Below are 21708 nucleotides of genomic sequence, written 5' to 3'. Positions count from 1 at the left end.
TATCACTCCTTTACATTGGTAGCGGCCGTTCATCTCCCGGTTCGTATAATGCCCCGTAATACCCGCCTGTCGTTTGGTCCACATCAGCAAACCCGCCGTTCTCGTCCAATTCTTCATCTATCGCGCCATACGAGAATGTCCCTTCTAATTCAATCGTGCGAACATACACGCCTGCGGCAACCGATCCCGCTACAAATTGTATAAATTGATCTCCACTCATTCCTACCGCATTCAATCGCTCAATGGGGATTTCTATAACGTTAATGCCAGCGGGTTCTGGATTATCTTCATCCATCCATGTTTCGCTAATTCCGATTTCTGACGGATCAGCATCTATTGCCATTGCCAGTACATTGATAACGGTATTGGTGTTACCTTCTGACATATCACGTGCTGTTTTGGATTTTAATAGGATTCGATATATTTCATCCGTTGCTGTCCCCCGATATTGATTTAAATCCAACCCTATATCATCCAGTGTTCTTCCTTCTGCGTTATCAATTGCTCGCCACGCTTCGATACGCTCAAACGTGGCGGTCAATTCGTCCAATTGGCTCATAACCAGGCTAATAATTTTGGCTATATTCGAATTGGGGTTTTTGTTATACGCGTCTGTTATTCGGTCAATTAAACTCATGTTACCGTCACCTTCTCGTAATCTGTAGTGGCGACTTGTTGTTGATTGATCGCCACATCAGACATGGGATTAAGGTTATCTGGGTCTGTGCCAACTTCAAGGGTAGCGATTCGGTTTACCCCCGGAATATCATGGAGGGCAGCAATAAGCATCGTAAAATACATGTCATCTCCTGCGCCTAACCCGGTATAGACATTCCCGTCGTAATCTGTACCTCCGACATATTGGATAACCGCAGTCCTCGCTTGTTGCATGCCGTCGGATGGAAATTCATTGTCCGTATCAAGTTCAATGTTGAAATATATCTCAACTTCTTCTGCGCGAGAAAAGGAAATAGGAATGATGTGTCCTGAATCGTCCTCTATATCAACCGTAATACTCCCGTATGCTTCAACACCGGCAGCGCGTCGATTAAAGATAGCTTGTGCCACATCTTCATCCGAACCACCAGAAACAAAGGCTTCAAAACTTCGCCCTGGACGGCCTTCTGTATCTGTTTCAAGGGAAAGATTTTCTATGACCGTCGCTGTCATGGCGCCTTCCACCCCTAAAATTGCAGCGCGAATGCCGTTTGTTGTCGGAGAATTACCGGCACTTTGTGATAATTCATAGCGTCGCTTTAACTCTCCATCCGTTTCTTCATCTCGTCCGCCGCTGATTGGGTCAGGGTTGGCTACACTGTCCACACCAACCATCGGCGTCACAATCTCAGTCACAGTATTGGCGGGTGTGTTGCCTTCTGCTCCTGCTTGCTCGGCTTCGACGGGGGCCAGTACCGTGCCGTCCGACTCTATCGTCACTGCTTCTGTTGTCACATATTCCATATCACCGTTGCTGGCTATAAAGCCTGCTTCCACTTCTGTTCCTTCGTCGCCCGTTATTTCAATTTCCCCGGTCGCTATTTCCGCTGGTCGCCTTCTCATCAATCGATTGCTCACAAGTCCATCCAACGACTTCCCGGATGCTTTATGCACAAAGCCATTATTATAGACATGCTCCGCTAATTGCCACAGCACTGAGAGCGCCCACGCCATCAGAGCGATAATCTTTGCCATAATTCCTTGTGTGACACGGGAATTTTCTCCATTCAGCTCCCGCCATTTGTCTTGCAATTCGCTTCGTATGTCGGCAAGGCGCTTCCGTTTGAAACCATTACGGTCTAATCCAGCCATCTATAACACCTCCTCCATGTCTTCCGTATCGCCATTCTCAAGCACAACCGTAAACCGCAGGGTCATATGTCGGTCTTTGCGCTCTGTATCATCCATTTGTATATTCTCCACGCTGTCCACACCATCCGCTTGATCGACCACATCTTCGATAGCATCCCGGACTTCTTCTTCATCTACGTTTTTGCCTCGCTTCACCCGAAAATCGAAGCCCTGTGACGGGTCGAGAAACCATTCATTTTTGTTGATTTTCAACAAGTCGCGGAAGTTTTGCACCACTTCATCCTTCCCACTGACTTCGACCAAATCGCCGTTCTCCATGACCAAATCACCGGTTCTGTCTACTTTCAAGGACTTCACGCCATATCACCCACTAATCCGGTTATAATCGCTGACATGGCATCATGTGGCTCTCTGCTGTCGCCGTTACCTTTTTTGCCTTTGATGGCATCGGCAAAGTCGCGCTCTGTGATGCAAGCTAGGACGATATCTCCTTTTTTATAAGAGGGAATAAGTAGGACGTCTTGTGTTTCGCCTTCCGCATCATAGGCGACGGTTTCATTCCCACTGTTGATGGTATGCGACGTCCCGCCGTCCGGAATAGCTGAATGCTGCACACTGCCACTTTCAAGAGTGAGACCTTTCGGCAATTTCAGCCGCTGCCTTTGCGCCCGCGCGTTGATGATTTTCGGGAGTGGGTTGCCGTCCTCGTCAGTGAAGAGAGGTTCCAGTGCCCCGATTCCGGTTTCAGCATCATACTCTACTATTTTGCAGAGCATATTGGTGTGTATCATTCGACCACTTCCATTTCTGATATCGCTTCGTCCGAACTCCATGTGTGCGTGACTTTTCGTACCCGGTACTGTCCATTTACATTTTTGGACTTAATGGTAATAAGGGCATCGGCCTGTACCCGGTGGTTGAGCAACGCTTTAACGTTATAGCCTTTGACCTCGTTACCATCGTCATCCTCTTCGACAAACGGTTCCGGGCTGCCAATCAAACCACGTACCGGGCTAAAAACAAAGCGCACATTGTCCCCTTCATCGGGTGGTCGAATGTACGCCATGCCTTTCTTAATATGGAATTTTGCGCCGCAGTCCTCAGCGAGCAATCGGAGGCGGTACAATATCGTTCCCGCTTCATGCTTTCCCTGCCGGTACTGCTTATCCTCCGGCAGATTCAGTGCGCCGATGGACAGTCCGACAATCGAGCATAGGTCTGTGATAATCTGCGAGGCGCGTGTCCCCTCTTTGTATGTCTTGTTCACCTTGAGGTCGTCGCGTTGGTCGGTGCCGTCCACAGCTTTGACTGTCGTCTCTCTATCCACGCCGTTCTTCTCGGTGCTGGATTCGTACACAACACCTACGAAAACCGAGCCTGTGTCACCTTCGTACCCCCCATTGACGATGCAAGGGTCTCCGGTTGCTATGCGGTTGATTCGGTCATGCGACAGGTTGTACAGCGTGACTTCCAGATGGTTCTTTTTTGGTTCGTCGGTCAATTCCGCGTCGAATTCATAATCAAAGTCATCGGAGGACAGCGACGCGCGCCCAAGGATAATGTCCCCTTTTCGGTTGAAGCTATTCATCCTCTATCTCCCCCTCGTCCTCTGCTCCGATGTACAGCAGTACACTCTCTGTAAAATTCTCATACGTGATGCTGTTCTGCTCGCCAGAAGGGTCAAGGGGCGTGATCGTTTGACTAGGCTTTAGTGTCTCAGGCAAGGAATGAAAAAGAGGGTATCCATATACTAGCTTCTCGCCGTACATCAGCACTTCTCCATTTTGGTATAGATCGACCGTGAAGAAGTCATGCTCACCATTGTAATGAATCTCGAAAACATAGAGAGTGCCGGCGATTTTGATTTCAAACTCATACGGGATGCGGCTCTTTTCGATGGGTAAAATCATTGCGGCTGCACCCTTCCCGCATTTCCGACTTCGGAAGTGTCTGCTTCAAGCGAGGCAGGCAAAAGCCCGACCGTGGAAGGCCGGGCTAACTCAATTTGTTTGATCGTCATGGAGAAATTGAAACCGTTCCGGATTTTTTCGTCCACATCCGTTTCCAGGCTTTCAATGACAGCTCGTTGCAATGTCGAGCGCCCTCGGTACTTCGTAGGTTCACCACTCAAACGAAGCTTCAACAGGTTTCGGTGTGCCTCTGCTGCTCCGGGATTTGTGACCATGCCTTTAATCGAGTAGGACACCGGATCATTTGATACGTGATCGCTTATGGATCCTTCATCTTCGACCGGGTGCTCGGTGACTTCGTTGTCAAACGTCCGGCGCTCGGATATGACGTTGAATTGCACATTTCCAATGCGAGCCATCGGCTACACCTCCCTCGCTGCTTCTTCGCGATCAAATTTATCCTTGAACTTTTTCCATTCACGATAAGCTTCTCGTGCGTTGGCTCGACCAATTCTTTCAGCTTGTTCCGGAGTTGTATCTCGGCTGAAATTGTTTTGAACATTCAAATTTACAGTCGGTGTTTCTCGCTTAGCAGCAGGGCTATTATCAGTTGTAGCAGAGGCGATACCTTCGCCCATACGCTTATATACTTTACGGTTCAGAGGAACGACAGCCTCATCATCTGCACCATCTCCAGTCACTGCAAGCGTGTTGCTACCGCCTTTTACAAGTCCGCCTTTGATAAGACCGGGAGGTGTATAAGTTGCACCAATGCCTTGGATTTGAGTGTCGGAAGAGTCCTCTCTATTCGATTTAGCGCCGCCGGGCGAACCGACAACAGAATTCGTCGGGGCGCTTTCTCCTTGACTTAGATAATTTTCCGTATCTTCTCCCAACACATTAAACTTAGAAATATTAGGAATGTCCGGTAATCCCCAATCAAGAAGGCTGAAATTATTCACCGTATCAATAATATTGTTTAATATCCCAATGACGCCATTTCCGTAATAGTCACCGGTCGCCCATATTCCTCTAAATGCTTTTTCAAACGCATTTTCACCTTCGCTTGCCGTTTCCGATATGGAGTCCCAATGAGTGATTAGTGTTTCTGCTACCCCACCCATAAATGTCACTATCCAACCGAGGGGATTAGAAAGCCCGAATATGCGCGATCCAAAACGTCCAACATATCTGGTGGCAGTTTTAGCTCCATTTTTAATCCCTTCTAATCCACCCTTACCTAATGCAAAAGCGCCTAGTAAAGGAAGGGCTTGCCCGAAACTTTCTGCGACATTACTAAGGACACCACCAGTGCGTTGATCTAATGTATCATAGAGGTTATTTACCGACCTCCACACCCTGTTTATCTTTTGGCCAGTTGTGTCGTACTGATCTTCCAACTCTGTTGTGGCATCTTTTAGATCCGTAGTTTTCCCTTCGGCATCTGAAATAGCTTCGCCCACGCGTCCGCTGGTGTCTTCCCACATCGTTCCGAATAGTCCGACAGCCGTTTCCATGTATCCGACTTCGCCTTCCATATCAAGGAGACCTTCAACAACTTCGTCTGTTACGCGTTGAGCATCTTCGCCACCCTTGGCGAAATCAGACTGCCATGTATCAGCAAGTTTTTGCGCTTCTTCTTCGCTGTCTGTCAGCGATTCTGCAACCTTCAGAAGGGATTCATTATCCGTCTCCTGCATCCGTATGCCAAACTCATTAATGGAATCAGCCATGCGGTCTGTATCACGAATACCGGCGTCCATGCCTGACTGTAGAATAGAAAGCATATCGCCGGAGTCTGCCCCGATACGATTAAACGCTGGTGAGAATTCCTGCATTGTTTCCAGATAGTCGCCAGACACGTTTAGACCGGACTGCATTCCGGTGCCGATGGTGTTCAGGGATTCCGTGAAATCCACGCCCATAGATTGAGAGTTCGCACGTGCTGCATCTGCCACTTCTTCAACGCCGACACCCCACGCATCTGCAATACGGAGCATGTCTTTGGATTGTTTCTCTAATTCTGATCCACTGTCACCGGTAATAAGCCTGGTCAATCGGACACTCTGTTCAACATCCGCTATATTAGAACCGTATCCGCCGCCGTATATATCGATAATCTGACTGCGCAGGTTTTCTGCTTCCTCGCTAGATACACCTAATCTCGTTTCAAGATTAGCAGCAAGTCCTTCCAGATTCTCAATTCCGGACGCGGCCGCGCTACCACCAAGTGCACCAGCAACACCAGCCAGCATTCCTTTAAGATCAGAGGCTTTTTCCTTTAGGTTGTCCAGTCTGCTTTCTGATTGCTTTGTCTCGATGTCAGGGTTAGGCATGTTACGCACTTCGTTGGAAGCATCACTTGCCGCACCTTCTACATTCCGCATTTGTCCGGTTGCTTGGCGACCACTGATGTTGGGATCCTCTATTCCGTTGATGTCAGAGGACAGCCTCTCTGCCGAATCACCAATACCGCGAAGTTCTCGGGTCATTGACTTACTGGAATCTTGCATGGTGTCGTCCATGTCGCTTATTGCCCTGTCACCGCGTTTTAAATTATCAATGTAGTCATCTGTCTCGTCGTTCAGATTACGCAACGCTCGATCTTCAACGTCAAAGGCAATCGACACGAATAGATCACGTAAAGCCATATCGCACCTCCTTCCCACCAAAATAAAAAGCCCCTTCGTAAAGGGACTTAAGCGTATTTTTCTTTAGGTGGGTGTTCTTCCCACTCATAACCGCAACTTTCACAGCGGTAGACTTCTTTTTGACCGCCGCTTTCAGAACGGCTTATTTTAACAAAAGATATTATAAAACATATAACGTTGATGGCGACCGCAGCAGCCATAAAATTGAATATGCCTTGACCGGATTCACCAGTAAATGTACTTGCAGGAGCTATTAAAAACAACCCTCCCCAAAACATTCCGTATATTGCGCTGTGCAAACGTAAAGATCTGAATTGATGAAGGTAGTACCATCTTCCGAGTATAAAAAATGGGATAGCAAAAAGTAAAACACCTAATGTAATAGATCCAGCTCCAACCATAAAATAGATAGCCGCAGGAATGAGGATATAAAACCATATCTGTTTCGCCATTTTCTCATTAATTTTGTATTTACCGCACTCAGGACATTGTTTTTGCCTCTCCATGAATATCCCTCCATGTTTTTCCTCATGGTACCATACACGGAGGGATCAGTAGTAGTCATCATACTTCCCTTTGTGCTTGAAATAATTAAGAGCCCCGTTCGCCCGGTCAATTTCATTAAAAGTCATCGTTCGCATTTCCGTGTACGAGAACCGGCGTGACATCACAAGACGCCACGCTCGTTCCTCATATTCCCCCATTTCTTCAAAGCTACGACCGTTCCCCAAGAAAGGACTCTATCTCTTTTACAAACTCCTGCAACCCTTTGATGTCATGTTTAAAGTCTTCGATTTTCACGCCCGGTTCGACGACTACATTTTTAAGCAGAGCTTCAAAGTACGGCGCCTGCTGCAGTGTGCCATTCGCTCCGCGGCATTCATCCGTGATTTCGAGATACCAAAAAGCACCAGGATGTGCCAGTACATAGTTTTGTCCGTTGAATTCAATCGTCTTTTGTTTTTGTTCCATGATTTATTCCTCCTAGGAATGATTTTAGTAGTTTCATTTACTTCTCTTCGTAATCAAATACGGTGATAGTCACTTGTGTTGTTGGTGCTTCATTACCGCGCTCTCCACCAGGCGGGGAAAGCACTCTAGCGTCGCTTCCGCCTGCTTTGACTTGACCAGTATCGTTCTTATCTGTCACATACGCAGGGAAATGCGTGCGACTGTTATGCCGTGAACGCAGCATGGCGAGAGTCGGAGAACTTCGCAGAAACGTGACAGTGATGGTTCCCTGCGTGTTGTAGCTTTCTGCTACGTCATAAGCTCCCTGTGCGCCGTACGTTACGGACGCAGTGTCCTCTGATTTCTCGAAAGACACCATTGTGGGAGCCAGCCCCTGCGCATACATACCGTCAATGATAATGTTGATCTTATCAGGATCGTACTGTGGCATTTTCTATTCCTCCTTTTAAACTTGCACCAGAATGTCGATATCGCCGCCGTGAATAGCTCCCGCTATGGTCACACTTGCTTGAATGTCCGGTAAAATACGGTTGGCTCTATCTTCTGTTGTCGTGTCCGCACGCGTAGGTACGCTCACGTTGTAAATAAACTCACCGTCTCCATTCGTTGCTACCATGCCGTTATTTGCAGCCTCTTTTATAGCGGATTCAATCGCACTTTCAATCATGGCAATACCAGCGTTGGTGTAAGGTACTTTATCTGCTCTGGATAAGGTGAGGAAAATGTTTTCATCAATACGCGTGTACAAATAATGTTGAGAGCGTATCACGTCAATCCATTCCCCGGATGCGGTTCGTCCGTCATACATGTGTAATTCTCCGTGCTGCTCGATATAGCTGTTTCCGTTGCGGTCTTTGATGTCGCTTACGTCCGTGCCACCTTCCTCAATGCCTTCCACATGCTTGTAATTCCATGTGATAGAACCAGGATCTTCTGGCGCGCATCGTCCAATCCACCCTTCGACGGGATAGCTTGTAGGGTTATCGTGTACTGCCACAAAAGTATTTTCGTTATCCGCTATAGCATCTAATATAGCCGGGTCGTCCACGCTGGCCCCGTACATTTTCTGTTTCCCTTCCGCCCAATCGGACAGGGCGACCACTTCATCTTGTGTCTGTTGGTCAGATACAAGGAAATAGAAATCCTCCTCTACGCCATCCAAAGCATCTGTGAGCACTGACGGAGTATCCGTCCCTGCTTCATAGGAAACACCTAATATAGCAACCTCCTGTGGTCGCGGGCGTTGCTTAAATATACGGTTTGCAATCGCATAAGCCTCTGTCGTGTCGTCAAAATCTACCTGTACCTCGTCTATATCGCTGTATTTGGTGAATGTTTGGTCAGCATTGGTTGCCAAAATAAGAGGCATACCAAAGCCAGCGCGAGCTAAAGCCCTTGTTTCCCGGCTGACTGTTATCGTCCAGTCTTTAATCGCCATGTTCTCACTCCTCTTCTATGATTTTTCCGTTTAGTTCTGCGCGCTCGATGGTCGCAATGTCGTACTGCTCGGTGTCCGGAATCCGGAGTATCACGTCGAAGCCGACGCGGTGTGTATGTTCTGTTTCGAGAAAGGTCGTCCGGTCCTGCATTGATTCCACGCTGCGTATCACGATGTTGTGACTGGATAGGTAGTAGTACGCATGAAAATCAAACCAGCGACGCAGCCCCCCTGCCACCGTTTGCGCTTCGTCTTTGGTGTTGCTGTGCACCGTTAGAGAGAGCGTCATGTTAACAAGTGCGTGATAGGTCATAATGCCACTATCGTGGGTTTGATACGACTCTTCCATCGTCTCAGGTGTGGTGAATTTGTAGCTGATGAACGTATTAATACCTTCCTGTGAATCCGGCCTCGGCTCATTGTTCTCTAAGCTCACAAAAAAGCGCCCTAGATCGTTCCAGATACCAGAGCGCAATGTTTCTTTGAGGTTAGCATAGTCAATCATGTAACCACCTGCTTTTTCGCCACGTACGTAGCAAAGTCAGCGAAACTTCTATTAAACTTTTTCTGCTGCAGTTCATACGTATCGCCGTTGTATTCGATCTTATTGCCGTTAGTCATATCCTTCTTGCTGTAGACCTTCATATCCTCTGAGTTGTAGGTTCCAGCTTCATAGTATTGGAGCTCCCTATTCGACAGCGGAATAATGACACCTCTTACCTGTACAGATGTTACAGATCCGTCCACCCATTTCCCGATTTCGGTGTCATAGTGCCCTTTGACTTCTTCGTGCAGGGTAAACTCTATCTCGTTATCCAGGTCCACCATCTCTTCATACATGAAAAACATCAGCTTCTCACCTTCCACGTAATAGACTGACGGAGACGGCCGGTATCAACCAACGGGTTGCTGCTTCCTTTCGCCTCCTTAGTGGTATTAGCGTTCGGCGGAGACTTGATGTTACGTATCTTTTCCTGAATAGCACTAACCAGCCACGCACCAATTCGATCATAGGCCTGCTTTGGCGTGATATTGAAATCCACAACGCCTTGCAGCAGTTTTTCCATATTGGCGGCCATTTCTTTCTCTTTTTCATCGTACGTACTGCGTACATACGACCTCTCGGGAATTGTCACTGACTTCACGAGCACAAAGTACACTTCAATCTGGTCCTTCCCTTTTTCTCGAGCCAAAAGCTTACTGCCGTCATCGGTCTCAATGAAAAAGAGATTGCTGAAGTCACCTGCGCTCTTTCCGTGCGCCTTTGGATGTGCCGGAATTGTGAGGTACTGAGACTGCTTCGGTTTGATATCCACACCGAATTCATGCACGCGTGCGATCATAAGCATGTGGGAGTCATCTTCACCAAACACACCGACTTCAACGCTCATGGACTGGAGATCCCGGAGGGATTTAATTAATTTTGGGAGATTGTTGTTATCTTTAATTTTAATACTCATAAAACCAACAGCCTTAACCCCTGAGCCTTACGTAACAAACGTTGGTATTCTTGTCCGTACTCTGTCATGTTCATCCCAGATCCATATGTTGTTTCTCGTGGCCCTTTATAAGAAACGCTAGCGCCTTCAAAACTTCGAGCTTCAGGGCGACGAATATTCAAGGAAGCGTAATGCGCTACTAGATATCGTTGTAAACGCTCATGATATTTTTCAGCAACACCTAATTCATCCACTTCCATCTTCGCATCATCGATATACATCTGAATATCCGAATCACTCAAGCTCTTCAGGTGACTAGCAATAGCTTTCACATTATCAACAGTTGTATCAGCCATTACTGATCACCTTCCGCGTTGCCGTCTCCTTCACCATTCAGTTCAGCTAGTTGTTTATCGATAGCATCAATCACGGTCTTGCGGTTGTCTTTTTCCTGTTCTTCCTGCTTCCATTTCGTAAGCAGTTCAGGTTCGAAGGTGTCTTTCACTAACTCGACGGCCGGGTTAGCATTGATTTCCGTAACGCTTTGAGCTCCTTCTGTGTCGTCGCCCGTTTCATCCTCCACGCTCTCTTTCTCGTCCGCGCTCTCTTTCTCGAATGTGACGATCTCACTCTTATCAATCCACCGTTTGGCGATAGGGTGGCCGGAAAACCGTTTCCAATCAGCTACCGATATTTGGTTCGCACCCGGCAGGAGGCGCACCCCTGCCGCATGGCGAATATATTTACCTTTGTTTTGTACCAACATTAAACACCATCTCCTCTCACGATTGCCATAGGATAACGAACGACGACACCGCCGCAACGTTCTTCAGCCGGCACTTTGTAGTAAGGAAAAGCGTACTCTTGATCATGGCGGGTGATATCCATAGGAATCAGCAGCTCGGCAACTTCCGGCGCACTGTCAAAGACGAGGAAGCAGTCGCCACCGCTTTCTCCTTGTCCCACGAGGTCGGATGTCTTTTCAATCGTGCTGAACCAGTTCTGCGCCTCAATGTACTGCTGCACCGTCTGGCCGGTGTACTGATTGTATTCTTTCTGCAATTCTTCGAAGTTGTCAGGCGTTACAACGAGTGTATCCGCTTCATGACCCGGTAGTTCATCAACCTTAGACTTAGCCTTCCGGACATCGGTCACAATCTCTTTACCGGTTTTGTCAGCCCACTCTGTCGAAGTACCTCCGTCATTCTGATCGACAGCCATCGTCTGAATACCCTCGGCATTCGTCAGGCCGGTGATGTTGTGGTCATCGTCACCGACCCAAGCCAGTTTATTTTCTTTCTCTGCAATCGCACGGCGGACAGTGTTTGCTTTCGTGGACTCAATCGAACGTCCGGCCATTTGTGCTTGGCGCAATTCCTGAATGTGGACACGAAAAGCCGAGACAATGGAATACAAGAGTACCGTCTCGCTCTTCATGTCTACGTCTACGAGTGGTACATCGGATGCACCAGGAGCCAAAATTTTAGCAGCACCGGTCCGTGTCATCACATCATATCTGTACGTTTCTGCTCCGCGCGGGATATTACTTTTTACATTGAGAAGCGTTCGTGCTTTCAGTTCTTCTCTTTTCGGTTCATACAGTACGTTATCAACAGCTTCCAGATCTTCTGGACGCATCATGGCGTCATTTCTCATGACCATTTTCTATCCACTCCTTCTTTGATTGTTAATTACGCAGGCAGGTTCAGTTCCAGTTGGACAAGCTCACCAGCATTGGCAGTGCTCTTGAATGCTGCTCCAGTGACTTCTACGCCATCGGTTGCCGAGGTCTTAAAGTTACCGGTAGTCGAAGCTGCATAAACAGTGTCACCGGGTGCCGCATCTTCATCTACTTCTACCCAGATAACGCCTTTGCGGACTACAGCAACCGGCTCGTTGGCATCGTATTGCTTCTGTGCATTAGGATCCGTGTAATCGTAGTATTCTCTAGCAAGAGCCACGCCCAGGAACGTGCCACCCTGGAATGTCTGTGCTTGAGAGCCGCCGCCTGTCATCTCAACTGCCATGCCATAGGAAATTGCAGACGCAGCCGCTTTCGTTTCAGCATGACTGTCTTGATAGGTAGCAAACTTACCCTTTGATGCCGCGGCGTCCATGTACTTCTGATAATCAGTGATAGGCATTTTTTTCATCCTCCTTAAAATCGTGCATTAAAAAAGACCGCTGCCGAGAGCGATCATGCTTATTTCTTCATATTCATGCGGTCTGCGCGTTTCTTATCAATCGTATCGTTTTTGCTTCCGGTGAACTTCATCTGATTGTCTCCAACCGACGACTGTACGCTGTCGTTCAGGAACTGCATCGTGGCATCGTACCGAGCATTGATGTATTCTTCGGACTTCTCTTTCGCGTCGAACTTCTCGTCCTGTGTTTGGATCACAGCCACCTTAATATCTTGGTCCGCCTTGCCTTTGTACTCGAAGTCCTCCGGCAGATGTTCCCGGGCGCTATCGATCAGAGCAATGCGGTTCTCGACTGCCTTATCAATAGCGTCCTGCTGCGGTTCGGCCTTCTGCGCGTTGTCCAGCTCTGTTTTCTTGTTGTCCAATTCGGTTTTCTGCGCGTCATAGTTGGCCGTCAGCGTGTCATGATCCTTCTTAAGCTGATCGTAGCTGTCAGCTTTAGCCTGCAGCCCGTCTACTTTTGACTTTACTTCACTCGGCACGTCAAATTCTTTTTCGTCAATCTTGATTTTAGCCATTGTGCTGCCTCCTTCTTGTTTTGAATCTTTTCGGTCAACCTGCCATGCGGACGAATCGCCACGAATGGCGGCTTCCGGTCCTACTCTACCCTGGTCTACAATCGCAATGTGGTTGACCTCAACGTTAGTCTGTCGGAACTGATAGTTCTGCCCTTCGTACTGCCCCTGTTCTGATACAAGGTCCGTCATAAAGCCCAAGCTGATTTCCCTTTTATCGCCTTCAAGCACTTTTTCTATCAGCGCCTTATCGGTAATCGTAAAAGATACCATGATGCCGCCATTTTGTACTGATGCGTCGTTATGAGACAGGCCCCTCCCGAGCGCTTGAATGTTATCAACACCGACTGCTTCAGAAGGGTGATCGTCCGTAACTGGCTTGGCATTACAGCTGCGGATTGTTAGGTCCGAGTATATATCCTCCGGGTGCTTCAATTCCTGCTGGTTCGTGCCGTCACTGGACTGATACGGATACACACCGGGCTTTGTCACGACAGCTCGGACTGTTAAAAAGCCTTCATCGCTTTGATCGTGACTCAAAATCTTTGCTCTGTCGTACCTATGCAGCTTCATTCGTTCTCACCCCCTTTCAGAATCTGCTTGCCGCTCTTCGGGGTACGGAAGCTGTCATTGCTTATCGTTTTGGAGCGTTTCTCGGTCTCAGTGACTCCCTTTTTACGCTCCATGCGGTAATCCGGATCCGCCATCCCTCTCACCTCCTCACTTAAACTCGAATAATTCTTCTTCTAATGGTTCTGGTACGCACCGGCAGTTGTATTCCTTTCCGGGGTACAGCCCGTCAGCGCCTTTCTCCCACGTAAAGACCTTCCCATCCAGTTCGCGGTGCTTTTCCCGAACACGACCGTCACTGCTGTCACGCCACCGGAACTTGGTAAGGCCCATTTCTTGATGACGGCGTTTGGTTATATCCCCCATGATGGACCCCGTTTGGTCCCGAGCAATAAAAACCGCCCGGCGCTTCCCTACGCCCGACGTTCGTTTAATCTTCTCTGCCATTTCGTTTAAGGATTCACCGCTGCGGACGCCCTGAATGACAATGGTTTTGATGTCATCATGATACTGCCTGTCGATAGACTTAATTCTGGAGACGTTCTCAGCTACTGCTGTTTCCATGAAAGAGGCAAGCCACGATTCATTCATGGTAGGGTCCACCCCAACAATATCGCGGAACTGCTCTGCAAACTCCTCTTTCTGCCGCCGATTCAATCCATTCACGAACTGTTGGACAATGGCGGTGACGGCTGCAGTAGCAAACACCGATTCGCCGGTCTCCTCCTCGATGGCTTCCAATTCCTTTTGAATCTCGGAAAGCTCATCCTCGTCCAACACCAGAGCGTCACTCCGGTTCCGGTATTGATGAATCAAAGGCTTGATACGCTCGGTCCATGCGTCCCACATGATCTTTCTGTTCCGATCAACCAGCCCTTTCACTCGCCTGGCATATTGAACAGCCACGGCCGTAGGAAAAGCGCCGCCTCTAATCTTCGCCATTTCCGGTGCCTCCTTCACCATCCGGATCATCAGGCATTTCCAGTTCGTCCATCAGACTGCCCATCTCAAAGCGTTTCTGTCTGACTTCATCCGGCGTGAGCACTTGGTTCTTGAGATAGATGCTGTCCGTTTCAGCGTTTTTCTTCCGGATGTCTGCATCGGTCTGCTCGTCCAGCCGCCACAACGGATTGAACTTCACTTTCCAGTCGATAGAATCCGGGTCAATCTGGCCGCCGGGTTCATCACTGGCCCATAGCAGAAGCCGAACAAGGTATTCAATCTTTGGCCGTAGGAAGTTCTCCTGCGTGCCCGCAATGCGCGCGTAATAGTTCAGGCTGTCGTACTGTGCGCCGGATATCGTTCCGGACTGCTGCCCGAGCAAATGACTTTTCGGCATCTTCGCGGATCCGGCCAGCACATCCCAGACAAATGTAAGCAGCTGCTCAACACCATTTACCTGTGTGTTCTCTTTATTGAGCTCTTCGTTAGGGTGAATAATTGCTAAAGCTTCGGTGCGGAACATATAGTCCATTAGCATTTGAGTTTCCCTTAAATCTGAGGTGGTCATCCCGTCAGCTTGCTGGCTCTTGAAAACCTTGAAGGTGAAGTCATAAAGCATCTGCCCCACCGACCACAACGATGTATCGAACACCGTTATGATATCCTTCATCGGCTCCAGTATCGACTGTCCCCAGTCTCTGTCCTCGATGCGTTTGGTCTGCAGGTGCAGCAGGCGCGATTTATGCACGTCTCTCTGTAACGGAGAGTCATCCATTGTTGTATGTCCCGGGTTAATCTGATAATGCTCGACGTCCCCAAATTTCGGGTCAAACGGGTCGTCGTTAATGAGGAACTTGGTGACTTTCTTCCGCGAGAATGGATGCAGGTAATCGATAGACCGCAGGCTTCGAAGATTGATAGGGTCTTCCAAGTCCCATTTACGGCCGCCTTGTGATACTCCAATCGACACAAACCCATCACCACGAAGTCGATCATAAGCGACCATTTTTTCAATCGCTTCCGGCGCGTTCAACGTCTCCAGTCGCTTTTCTAAAGCTCGAGCCAGCTTTTCATCTTCCATTTCGATTGTGATCCACTCTCTCGTTGCATCCTCAGCCGGTATGTCAACGATGTTTTGGATAATCTGATTGCCGGCATATAGCCGTGTGATTTCTTCATCACTTAACAGCGCCCAGTCACCAGCCTGCTGACGAACGAGAGGATCCTGCTCTCCGCCCTTGCCAGCCGTCTGCATAAAGTCACCTTTATAGTCCTGGGCTCGGTCCATTGTTGTTTTGTTTCCCATCGTTTCACCTCATTTTCTTGTAGCGATCCAGCAGGTTCGACTTTTTACCGGCAATTCGATTCAATGCCTGGGTCATGGCGTCCACCTGGTCATCGTGGCTGGCGTTAGGAAATGCTGATGCTTCTTCCACAAAATCATTAACCCATTTGGCTAACGAAGGATCGGGTATAAACACGTTTCCGGCTTCAATTTCCGCTGTGACCGCCTGCGCTCGCACCTCTTTGCCGCCTTCAGGGTTAACGGGGATTAAACCAGGGATTTCACGTTTCAGCATTTGGATCACCGCCGTTCCATTCGCTTTATCTTCTACCAATTTCGTTTTGGCAGCAGGCCATTTCGAAGATAAATTCCTGATAGCCTGCATCGTATCCGGCAGACTCATTTTCGCTCTTACTTGGTCCAATAAATAACGGTCTGCGCCAACTCGTCCCCATACTTGGCCGACAACATAGTCTGCATCATCGGTATCCTTAAAAGTACAATCCCACGACTGCAACACTTCATCAAAACGGGATGGCGCTTTTTTGTAATATTGCCACCAATGCCGCTGAAAGATATTGCCTTCGCCTGGAGACGGTCGCTGCTGAAACAACGCTGACCATTCATAACTTCCAACCGTAGCCTTAATTTTTAATAATTCCTCTTTCGGATATTTGTTTGGCCACAATGCTTCTCCATCTTCACGTGGGTCCTCTGGATGTTTCGGTTCTTCCGCGATCGCCGGGAAGTTAATAACCTCCCATTGATCCGCATATTCATCTTCTTCTTGCAACTGCAGAAGTCGTCCAGCCAGATCATCCTCATGCCATCTGGTCAGCGTAATAAGGATCTTCCCATTCTTCTCAAGGCGAGTGTAAAAAGTCGAAACATACCAATCCCAGACAGCCTCACGAACCGTCTGGGACTCTGCTTCTTTTCGGTTTTTATAAGGGTCATCAATGATACCATATGTCATTCCAAGTCCGGTGATTGCGCCGCCGACACCACTTGATTTATAACTCCCCTTGTGATCTACAATTTCGAAAATATCACTGTTTCTTAAATAGCTTCCAGTAGCAACCGTCCTAATATTAGACCCGTTCAAGGTTGTGTGCGGGAACAATTCGCTATACACCGGATCATCAATGATACGTTGCACATCTCGATTCATACGACTTGCCAAGTCTGAACCATAGCTTGCTGATATAATTTGCGCATTCGGATCATTACCAAAAATAAAAGCCGGCAACCGGCGCGATACCAGTTCCGACTTTCCGTTTCTGGGTGGCATGAAGATCATAAGGCGGTCTAAATCCCCAAAAACGAAGTGATTCAACTTGTCGCACAACACGTTATGATGCCAATTCATATCATAATCGCCATGGGTGTACAGGGTGAATTCTTCCATATTACGCCGGGCAAGCTCTTTATTCGCTTCCTCTGCCAGGGCGTTCTTCTGATCCGTTGTTAAGGTTGGCAATTTCCCTCAGCTCCTTATCACTCAAGGAGGATAGGTCTACATTATTGTTTGTGATTTCCCCACTATGCTCAATATCCTGCTTGTCTTTCCATTTCTCCGGCTGTCTGTTCTTAAGCCAGAAGATGGCTGATGTTGGGTCCGGCGCATGATACTTAACAACTCTCTTTGTTTCATGGCCCATCTCGTAGGTGACTTCTTCGTACTGATAACCGGTAGCCCTCTTAAACAGTGCATCCTCGACTTCATAATCAGCTTCCTGCTTTCCTCTTTTTAAGGCTTCCGTTAATTCCGGATATTCGTTCTTGTACTTAGAGAAGGAGGACATGGCAACGCCTAGACGAATCCTGATTTCTTCTTCGGTTGCTCCGTCTCTACACCAATGCTCGATCTCTTTCAGATACGGCTGCACATGTGTCTGATATTTGTTCTTTCTTCCGGCCATGTCACATAGCACCTGCCTCCTCATTAACTGTCATCACGCTTGAAAACTTATCGTTCAGGAATAGTGCCAGTACAATATTTCCGTCATATTTGCAAAGCACTTCCGCATGGAGTGTTACTTTTAAATTGCCGACACTCATTTTCTCACCCCATATAAAAAGCACCCCGTGGGATGCTCTTAAACTGTTATTCTTTTAACCGGTACATGATTCCATTTATAATATCCATCTTGTTTTGACTAACCAAATTTTTTAAAACATTTTTCAAAAGGGATCTAGTGTACCTCTGGCCTTCATAAATTGTGACTTTACCTAAATCTCTTAGTGTAAATGGGGTGTACCCAAAGTGTTTATAAGCCATTTGAATTATCTCTTCTTCTATATCGATCTTCTGTTGATTCGAAGATACATTAATAGATCCACTTAAATCGTTAGTTTCATTATTTTTAGCCAACATATTCAACATTTGATTTAAATGTTCTTTATATTGGGCACTTTGATCATCTTCATAATTAATCTTGCTTATTAATTCTTTAATATGCTGTATCTGCTCATTATTTTGCTCAACATTTTGTAATCTAACCTCCTCTATAGCTTCAAGCATCTCTTCCCTCAGCTCATTTACGTCATTTAATTGTTCACTAGCAACTTTCATAGTTTCTTCAAGTTTGTCAGCAGTTTCTTTAATTTCAGCGATATTTTTTCGTTGGCCCGCAACGTCCACTAACGTCATAACAATTGCCACTACAGCTAAAACTATCGATGCTGCAGTTGCTGCATTATTTAAGCCCGCACTAGTATTTTCATCATGCCACACTGAAATAGTCAAAATTGCAATAGTTGTTATTGCAAATAGAATACTAAGATAAATTAAATGTACTCTACTTACCAATTTACTTTTTTCACTCAAATTAATCTCCTCCTTCTGACAATTTCTGAGCAGAAAGGAGGGAATCCTCCATCATTCGTGCGACAATATTCGACATTATGTGAATAACTGAAACCAGTAATAGGCTGCAACTAATGCTGCTATCGAACTTATACTCCTAGTAATGCCATATGGAACTTTGCAGGCTCTCAAAAGAAGAGCAACAATAATGCCGGTTAAAAACATTGTTAATAATAACGCGCCTGACTTCCAAGCCATCTCATCGATAACAGATGTATCTACTCCTGATAAGTCCAAAATTACCAGCACCTCCTGCCAATTATTTCGACAGAAGACATTATTTTATTTATCAACAAAAAGACACCTGCAGAGCAGATGCCTTGAAGCACGCAAGGGCGTGAGTATTCGATTTTTCGTTCTGCGGTCATGGGGATCTATGTCCACCCCGTCCTGCCTCCCAGTCTAGCACGGGGATGTAACTTCCGCGAAATCTGTTTCTTCTGGAACATTTGGAACATCTGGAACATCGCCCGTGATTTTGTCGACAATAGACTCTCGAATACGGTTCACATGAGAGTGAGACAATCCCATGTGCTTACCAATCCACCTCAAAGATTTTCCCTCGAGTAACCAATGCAGCACCTCAACTTCCCGGTCGTCCGTGATCAAGTGAATGCGATCCTGTATGAGCTTGACCTTCTTTTCGTACTGAGCGACCTTATTCCAGCGCTTTTCGCGTCTAGCTGTCTCTTTAGCCACCGGATCACTCTGACCGCCGCCTTGTGCTTTTGGCATAACGGATTCAATTCCGTATTGGGCTGTGAGCTTCTCTCCGGCGTCCTCCATCGAATCGCGGAGCAGTTTAATACTGTTCATCATCCAGTGGTAATCTTTCAACAGCGCTTCGATTTGTCGCTTATTCATGGAATCGCCCCTTTTGCTTAATCGCTCCACCATTGCCGTGTCCGTACGTCGGTCTATTCACACCCATCAGTTCCTTCAGGTCTTTATTAGTAAGCTTCTCTTTCGGCTTTTTCTTGGTCATGCAGCATCCTCCAATCTAATAAAAAAGAGGACGCCAAGATTCACGGCCGTAACCGTAAATCAAAGCGTCCTCCAGTGGACTGGTAGAACATATTAACCATTATTTAAAACATCATTTAAGAAGCATTCAATTTCATTTTCATTTTCTGACTTAGATAAATCCCATTTTTTATAAGGTATATTTAATATCCTGGCAATTTGTTTAGAGTAATTTTCCTCGCAAACTTGAAAGTCTTCCAGTAAACTTGTTTCGTAAAGTATATGATCCCTATGATATAAATTATCTCTAATAGTATCTACCTTATTTGTTATAACAATTATGCAATGGGGAGATAACTCAACAAAGGTTTTTTGAGGTATTTCAGAAATATTATTTTTGCTATCTAATAAGCTAAAATGTCCATCTAATAAAAATTGAGTGTCATTTAGGAGAAGATCATCTAAGGCAGAAAGTAGCATTGTTTGGTTTCTTTCAGCATCACTAATCTTTTTATCTATCCATAATTGTTCTTTAGAATTTCTTGAGATAAGTTCACTTGCAGAATAATGAGGTAAATTAAATTTTGCCGATAACCTCTTACAAACAAAACTTTTTCCGACACCGTGAATCCCACCTACGAAAATCATTCATATCCCCTACTTTCATGAAATAGGCATCGAGAGATTTATGTCAATAATTGGGAGCTGGGATGTACATAGCTAAAGGACTGAGGCGCATGAAAATTATCTATCTTCTCAAATGGGGACAACGGTTGATCATATTTGATTACTTTTTTTATTTTAATGGCATAGCCCTTTTCTTTATTATGAAAATATTTTTTAAAGAAATCATAAGTAATTCCAGAAAAAAGTTTTGTCTGTTCCCAAAGACTCTCGATGTCTTCAATAAGTATTTTTTCAATCAGAAGTTCTCCTACAATTTTCCCTTCTGGCTTAGTACTATAAACAATTATAGTGTCTACGTCCTGATTTTTAAAAATGTTTCTTCTGTACTCATACTGTTTATCACCGTTAAAAATTTTCTCTACGTACTCTGGTCTAATTGATAACAAAACTTTCATGTATACCACCTAATTCAGTAATTTTATTCATCTGACTATCGGTTAATTTTATCAATGTCCATCGATCTTTTCTATTTAGACCACATTGATCAGCTAAATCTCTTCTAATTAATTTTCTTTCCATGGCTAAGTTATATGTCATTTTTAATACTGCAACATTATTATTAAACCTTTTTCTTAATTCAGTTTCAGAAAATACACTATACTTCTTGCAGTAGTCTAAATATTCCTCTAAATTATTAAAATCTCTTTTAGTTTTAACCTCCTCTAAGACACATACTGATGTAGCTACAGCTCTATATTCTGCTGGGCTTACTCCGTCTCCTGTTCTATAAATTACAATTACACTTTTGGGGGTTAAAAATTTTGCATGAGGGGCATTGGAGATATAAACTTTATGGATACTATTTGTATGAGAGACATTCTGAATTAGGTCAAAACTTTCATTCGTTAAAATAGAATCTGGAAATAGTTCAGTGTGGTATTCCGGATTAATGGATAGTAAAAAACACTCATTATCTCTTATATTGACTAACGGATAATCTTGTAAAGGTTCTTCTGTGATAACCTCCATGTTTTTAAACATAACTTCTTCAGGCTGTTCAGTTTTTCCATTAGGATAATTTAATGCAACTTTATAGAAGCCATATTTATAAAGCAGATTAATTAACTCAGTATGTTTTGCAAAAATTGTTACATATAATTCCTTTATATCCTTCACAACAGCATAATCAAGAGCTTTTTTTACAAATCGCTCTCCTAGTCTTGTTCCATGAGGATTAATTTTTAATGTACCAATTTTAATTCTCTTCTTTCGTGGCTGAGGCGGTTCAATATGTGTTAATTCTTCGTCTTCAATTTTGAGATATAAAAAAGCTTGAATACCTTCCTCGTTTTCATAATAATAAGCTTTTTCATCACCCTTTCTCCTGAACCATTCTTCAAAACCGTTGTAGTCAGCTTTTAATGAGTCAAAAAAAGGATCTTCTAAATTAATGTTTTTAAAATACTCGTGTTTAAGAAATGTTTCTTGCATTAAGATGTACCCCCTTTTTATGT

The 21708-nt window shown here is 45.8% G+C and carries 33 protein-coding genes; all 33 read right to left on the bottom strand.

Annotated elements, in window-relative coordinates:
* Positions 1 to 10: 10 nt before the first annotated feature.
* On the bottom strand, positions 11 to 637 hold the full coding sequence (locus ACW9JV_RS06000) for a hypothetical protein (protein ID WP_457332343.1): 627 nt from the start codon (positions 635 to 637) through the stop codon (positions 11 to 13).
* Positions 634 to 1809 carry a baseplate J/gp47 family protein gene (locus ACW9JV_RS05995; protein ID WP_457332341.1) on the bottom strand — a complete coding sequence of 392 codons (1176 nt, stop codon included), beginning with the start codon at positions 1807 to 1809 and terminating at the stop codon, positions 634 to 636. Before ACW9JV_RS05995 ends, ACW9JV_RS06000 begins: the two co-directional genes overlap by 4 nt.
* Entirely contained in the window at positions 1810 to 2166 is a 357-nt protein-coding gene (locus ACW9JV_RS05990; protein WP_457332339.1) for a hypothetical protein, read from the bottom strand.
* Entirely contained in the window at positions 2163 to 2600 is a 438-nt protein-coding gene (locus ACW9JV_RS05985) for a hypothetical protein (protein ID WP_457332337.1), read from the bottom strand. The genes ACW9JV_RS05990 and ACW9JV_RS05985 overlap by 4 nt, the downstream gene beginning before the upstream one ends.
* Positions 2597 to 3397 (bottom strand): phage protein, encoded by an 801-nt coding sequence (locus ACW9JV_RS05980; RefSeq protein WP_457332335.1) that lies wholly within the window; start codon positions 3395 to 3397, stop codon positions 2597 to 2599. The genes ACW9JV_RS05985 and ACW9JV_RS05980 overlap by 4 nt, the downstream gene beginning before the upstream one ends.
* A complete protein-coding gene (locus tag ACW9JV_RS05975; protein WP_457332332.1) occupies positions 3390 to 3719 on the bottom strand; it encodes a phage baseplate plug family protein in 330 nt (109 codons plus the stop codon). The genes ACW9JV_RS05980 and ACW9JV_RS05975 overlap by 8 nt, the downstream gene beginning before the upstream one ends.
* Entirely contained in the window at positions 3716 to 4138 is a 423-nt protein-coding gene (locus tag ACW9JV_RS05970; protein WP_457332330.1) for a phage baseplate protein, read from the bottom strand. Before ACW9JV_RS05970 ends, ACW9JV_RS05975 begins: the two co-directional genes overlap by 4 nt.
* Positions 4139 to 4141: 3 nt before the next feature.
* Positions 4142 to 6370, bottom strand: coding sequence for a phage tail tape measure protein (locus ACW9JV_RS05965; protein WP_457332328.1), 2229 nt, complete (start codon positions 6368 to 6370; stop codon positions 4142 to 4144).
* A 47-nt stretch (positions 6371 to 6417) separates the two neighbouring features.
* Positions 6418 to 6876 carry a hypothetical protein gene (locus tag ACW9JV_RS05960; RefSeq protein WP_457332326.1) on the bottom strand — a complete coding sequence of 153 codons (459 nt, stop codon included), beginning with the start codon at positions 6874 to 6876 and terminating at the stop codon, positions 6418 to 6420.
* Between the two features lie 208 nt (positions 6877 to 7084).
* On the bottom strand, positions 7085 to 7342 hold the full coding sequence (locus ACW9JV_RS05955) for a hypothetical protein (RefSeq protein ID WP_457332324.1): 258 nt from the start codon (positions 7340 to 7342) through the stop codon (positions 7085 to 7087).
* Positions 7343 to 7379: 37 nt separating this feature from the next.
* Positions 7380 to 7772, bottom strand: a complete 393-nt coding sequence (locus ACW9JV_RS05950) for a phage structural protein (RefSeq protein ID WP_457332322.1) — start codon at positions 7770 to 7772, stop codon at positions 7380 to 7382.
* A 15-nt stretch (positions 7773 to 7787) separates the two neighbouring features.
* On the bottom strand, positions 7788 to 8780 hold the full coding sequence (locus ACW9JV_RS05945; protein WP_457332320.1) for a DUF3383 family protein: 993 nt from the start codon (positions 8778 to 8780) through the stop codon (positions 7788 to 7790).
* A 4-nt stretch (positions 8781 to 8784) separates the two neighbouring features.
* Entirely contained in the window at positions 8785 to 9285 is a 501-nt protein-coding gene (locus ACW9JV_RS05940; protein WP_457332318.1) for a phage neck terminator protein, read from the bottom strand.
* Positions 9282 to 9629: a hypothetical protein gene (locus tag ACW9JV_RS05935; RefSeq protein ID WP_457332316.1), complete on the bottom strand. Its 348-nt coding sequence runs from the start codon at positions 9627 to 9629 to the stop codon at positions 9282 to 9284. Before ACW9JV_RS05935 ends, ACW9JV_RS05940 begins: the two co-directional genes overlap by 4 nt.
* Positions 9629 to 10240 carry a hypothetical protein gene (locus tag ACW9JV_RS05930; RefSeq protein WP_457332314.1) on the bottom strand — a complete coding sequence of 204 codons (612 nt, stop codon included), beginning with the start codon at positions 10238 to 10240 and terminating at the stop codon, positions 9629 to 9631. The genes ACW9JV_RS05935 and ACW9JV_RS05930 overlap by 1 nt, the downstream gene beginning before the upstream one ends.
* Positions 10237 to 10575, bottom strand: coding sequence for a DUF4054 domain-containing protein (locus tag ACW9JV_RS05925; RefSeq protein ID WP_457332312.1), 339 nt, complete (start codon positions 10573 to 10575; stop codon positions 10237 to 10239). The genes ACW9JV_RS05930 and ACW9JV_RS05925 overlap by 4 nt, the downstream gene beginning before the upstream one ends.
* A complete protein-coding gene (locus ACW9JV_RS05920) occupies positions 10575 to 10985 on the bottom strand; it encodes a hypothetical protein (RefSeq protein ID WP_457332310.1) in 411 nt (136 codons plus the stop codon). The genes ACW9JV_RS05925 and ACW9JV_RS05920 overlap by 1 nt, the downstream gene beginning before the upstream one ends.
* Positions 10985 to 11881, bottom strand: a complete 897-nt coding sequence (locus ACW9JV_RS05915) for a DUF2184 domain-containing protein (RefSeq protein ID WP_457332308.1) — start codon at positions 11879 to 11881, stop codon at positions 10985 to 10987. Before ACW9JV_RS05915 ends, ACW9JV_RS05920 begins: the two co-directional genes overlap by 1 nt.
* Before the next feature lie 29 nt (positions 11882 to 11910).
* Entirely contained in the window at positions 11911 to 12363 is a 453-nt protein-coding gene (locus tag ACW9JV_RS05910) for a structural cement protein Gp24 (RefSeq protein ID WP_457332306.1), read from the bottom strand.
* A 59-nt stretch (positions 12364 to 12422) separates the two neighbouring features.
* On the bottom strand, positions 12423 to 13511 hold the full coding sequence (locus ACW9JV_RS05905; RefSeq protein ID WP_457332304.1) for a DUF2213 domain-containing protein: 1089 nt from the start codon (positions 13509 to 13511) through the stop codon (positions 12423 to 12425).
* The gene (locus tag ACW9JV_RS05900) at positions 13508 to 13645 is read right to left on the bottom strand and encodes a hypothetical protein (RefSeq protein ID WP_457332302.1); all 138 of its coding nucleotides are present in this window, start codon (positions 13643 to 13645) and stop codon (positions 13508 to 13510) included. The genes ACW9JV_RS05905 and ACW9JV_RS05900 overlap by 4 nt, the downstream gene beginning before the upstream one ends.
* A gap of 13 nt (positions 13646 to 13658) precedes the next feature.
* Complete coding sequence (locus ACW9JV_RS05895) at positions 13659 to 14450, bottom strand: phage head morphogenesis protein (protein WP_457332300.1); 792 nt, start codon at positions 14448 to 14450, stop codon at positions 13659 to 13661.
* Positions 14437 to 15756: a DUF1073 domain-containing protein gene (locus tag ACW9JV_RS05890; RefSeq protein ID WP_457332298.1), complete on the bottom strand. Its 1320-nt coding sequence runs from the start codon at positions 15754 to 15756 to the stop codon at positions 14437 to 14439. Before ACW9JV_RS05890 ends, ACW9JV_RS05895 begins: the two co-directional genes overlap by 14 nt.
* A gap of 4 nt (positions 15757 to 15760) precedes the next feature.
* A complete protein-coding gene (terL, locus tag ACW9JV_RS05885; RefSeq protein ID WP_457332296.1) occupies positions 15761 to 17215 on the bottom strand; it encodes a phage terminase large subunit in 1455 nt (484 codons plus the stop codon).
* Positions 17163 to 17657, bottom strand: coding sequence for a transposase (locus tag ACW9JV_RS05880; protein ID WP_457332294.1), 495 nt, complete (start codon positions 17655 to 17657; stop codon positions 17163 to 17165). The genes terL and ACW9JV_RS05880 overlap by 53 nt, the downstream gene beginning before the upstream one ends.
* Position 17658: 1 nt before the next feature.
* Positions 17659 to 17796, bottom strand: coding sequence for a hypothetical protein (locus tag ACW9JV_RS05875; protein WP_457332292.1), 138 nt, complete (start codon positions 17794 to 17796; stop codon positions 17659 to 17661).
* A gap of 46 nt (positions 17797 to 17842) precedes the next feature.
* On the bottom strand, positions 17843 to 18565 hold the full coding sequence (locus ACW9JV_RS05870) for a hypothetical protein (RefSeq protein ID WP_457332290.1): 723 nt from the start codon (positions 18563 to 18565) through the stop codon (positions 17843 to 17845).
* Between the two features lie 75 nt (positions 18566 to 18640).
* Positions 18641 to 18841 (bottom strand): hypothetical protein, encoded by a 201-nt coding sequence (locus tag ACW9JV_RS05865; protein WP_457332288.1) that lies wholly within the window; start codon positions 18839 to 18841, stop codon positions 18641 to 18643.
* A gap of 165 nt (positions 18842 to 19006) precedes the next feature.
* Complete coding sequence (locus ACW9JV_RS05860) at positions 19007 to 19468, bottom strand: helix-turn-helix transcriptional regulator (protein ID WP_457332286.1); 462 nt, start codon at positions 19466 to 19468, stop codon at positions 19007 to 19009.
* The gene (locus tag ACW9JV_RS05855) at positions 19461 to 19589 is read right to left on the bottom strand and encodes a hypothetical protein (protein WP_457332284.1); all 129 of its coding nucleotides are present in this window, start codon (positions 19587 to 19589) and stop codon (positions 19461 to 19463) included. The genes ACW9JV_RS05860 and ACW9JV_RS05855 overlap by 8 nt, the downstream gene beginning before the upstream one ends.
* A gap of 92 nt (positions 19590 to 19681) precedes the next feature.
* The gene (locus tag ACW9JV_RS05850) at positions 19682 to 20215 is read right to left on the bottom strand and encodes an ATP-binding protein (protein WP_457332282.1); all 534 of its coding nucleotides are present in this window, start codon (positions 20213 to 20215) and stop codon (positions 19682 to 19684) included.
* Positions 20216 to 20253: 38 nt separating this feature from the next.
* A complete protein-coding gene (locus ACW9JV_RS05845; protein WP_457332280.1) occupies positions 20254 to 20649 on the bottom strand; it encodes an ASCH domain-containing protein in 396 nt (131 codons plus the stop codon).
* Entirely contained in the window at positions 20627 to 21685 is a 1059-nt protein-coding gene (locus ACW9JV_RS05840) for an N-acetyltransferase (RefSeq protein ID WP_457332278.1), read from the bottom strand. Before ACW9JV_RS05840 ends, ACW9JV_RS05845 begins: the two co-directional genes overlap by 23 nt.
* Between the last annotated feature and the right edge of the window lie 23 nt (positions 21686 to 21708).

This window comes from Salibacterium sp. K-3 (genome assembly GCF_054052005.1).
Note: the sequence above shows the minus strand (reverse complement) of the source record. Positions and strands in the feature narration are given on the sequence as shown.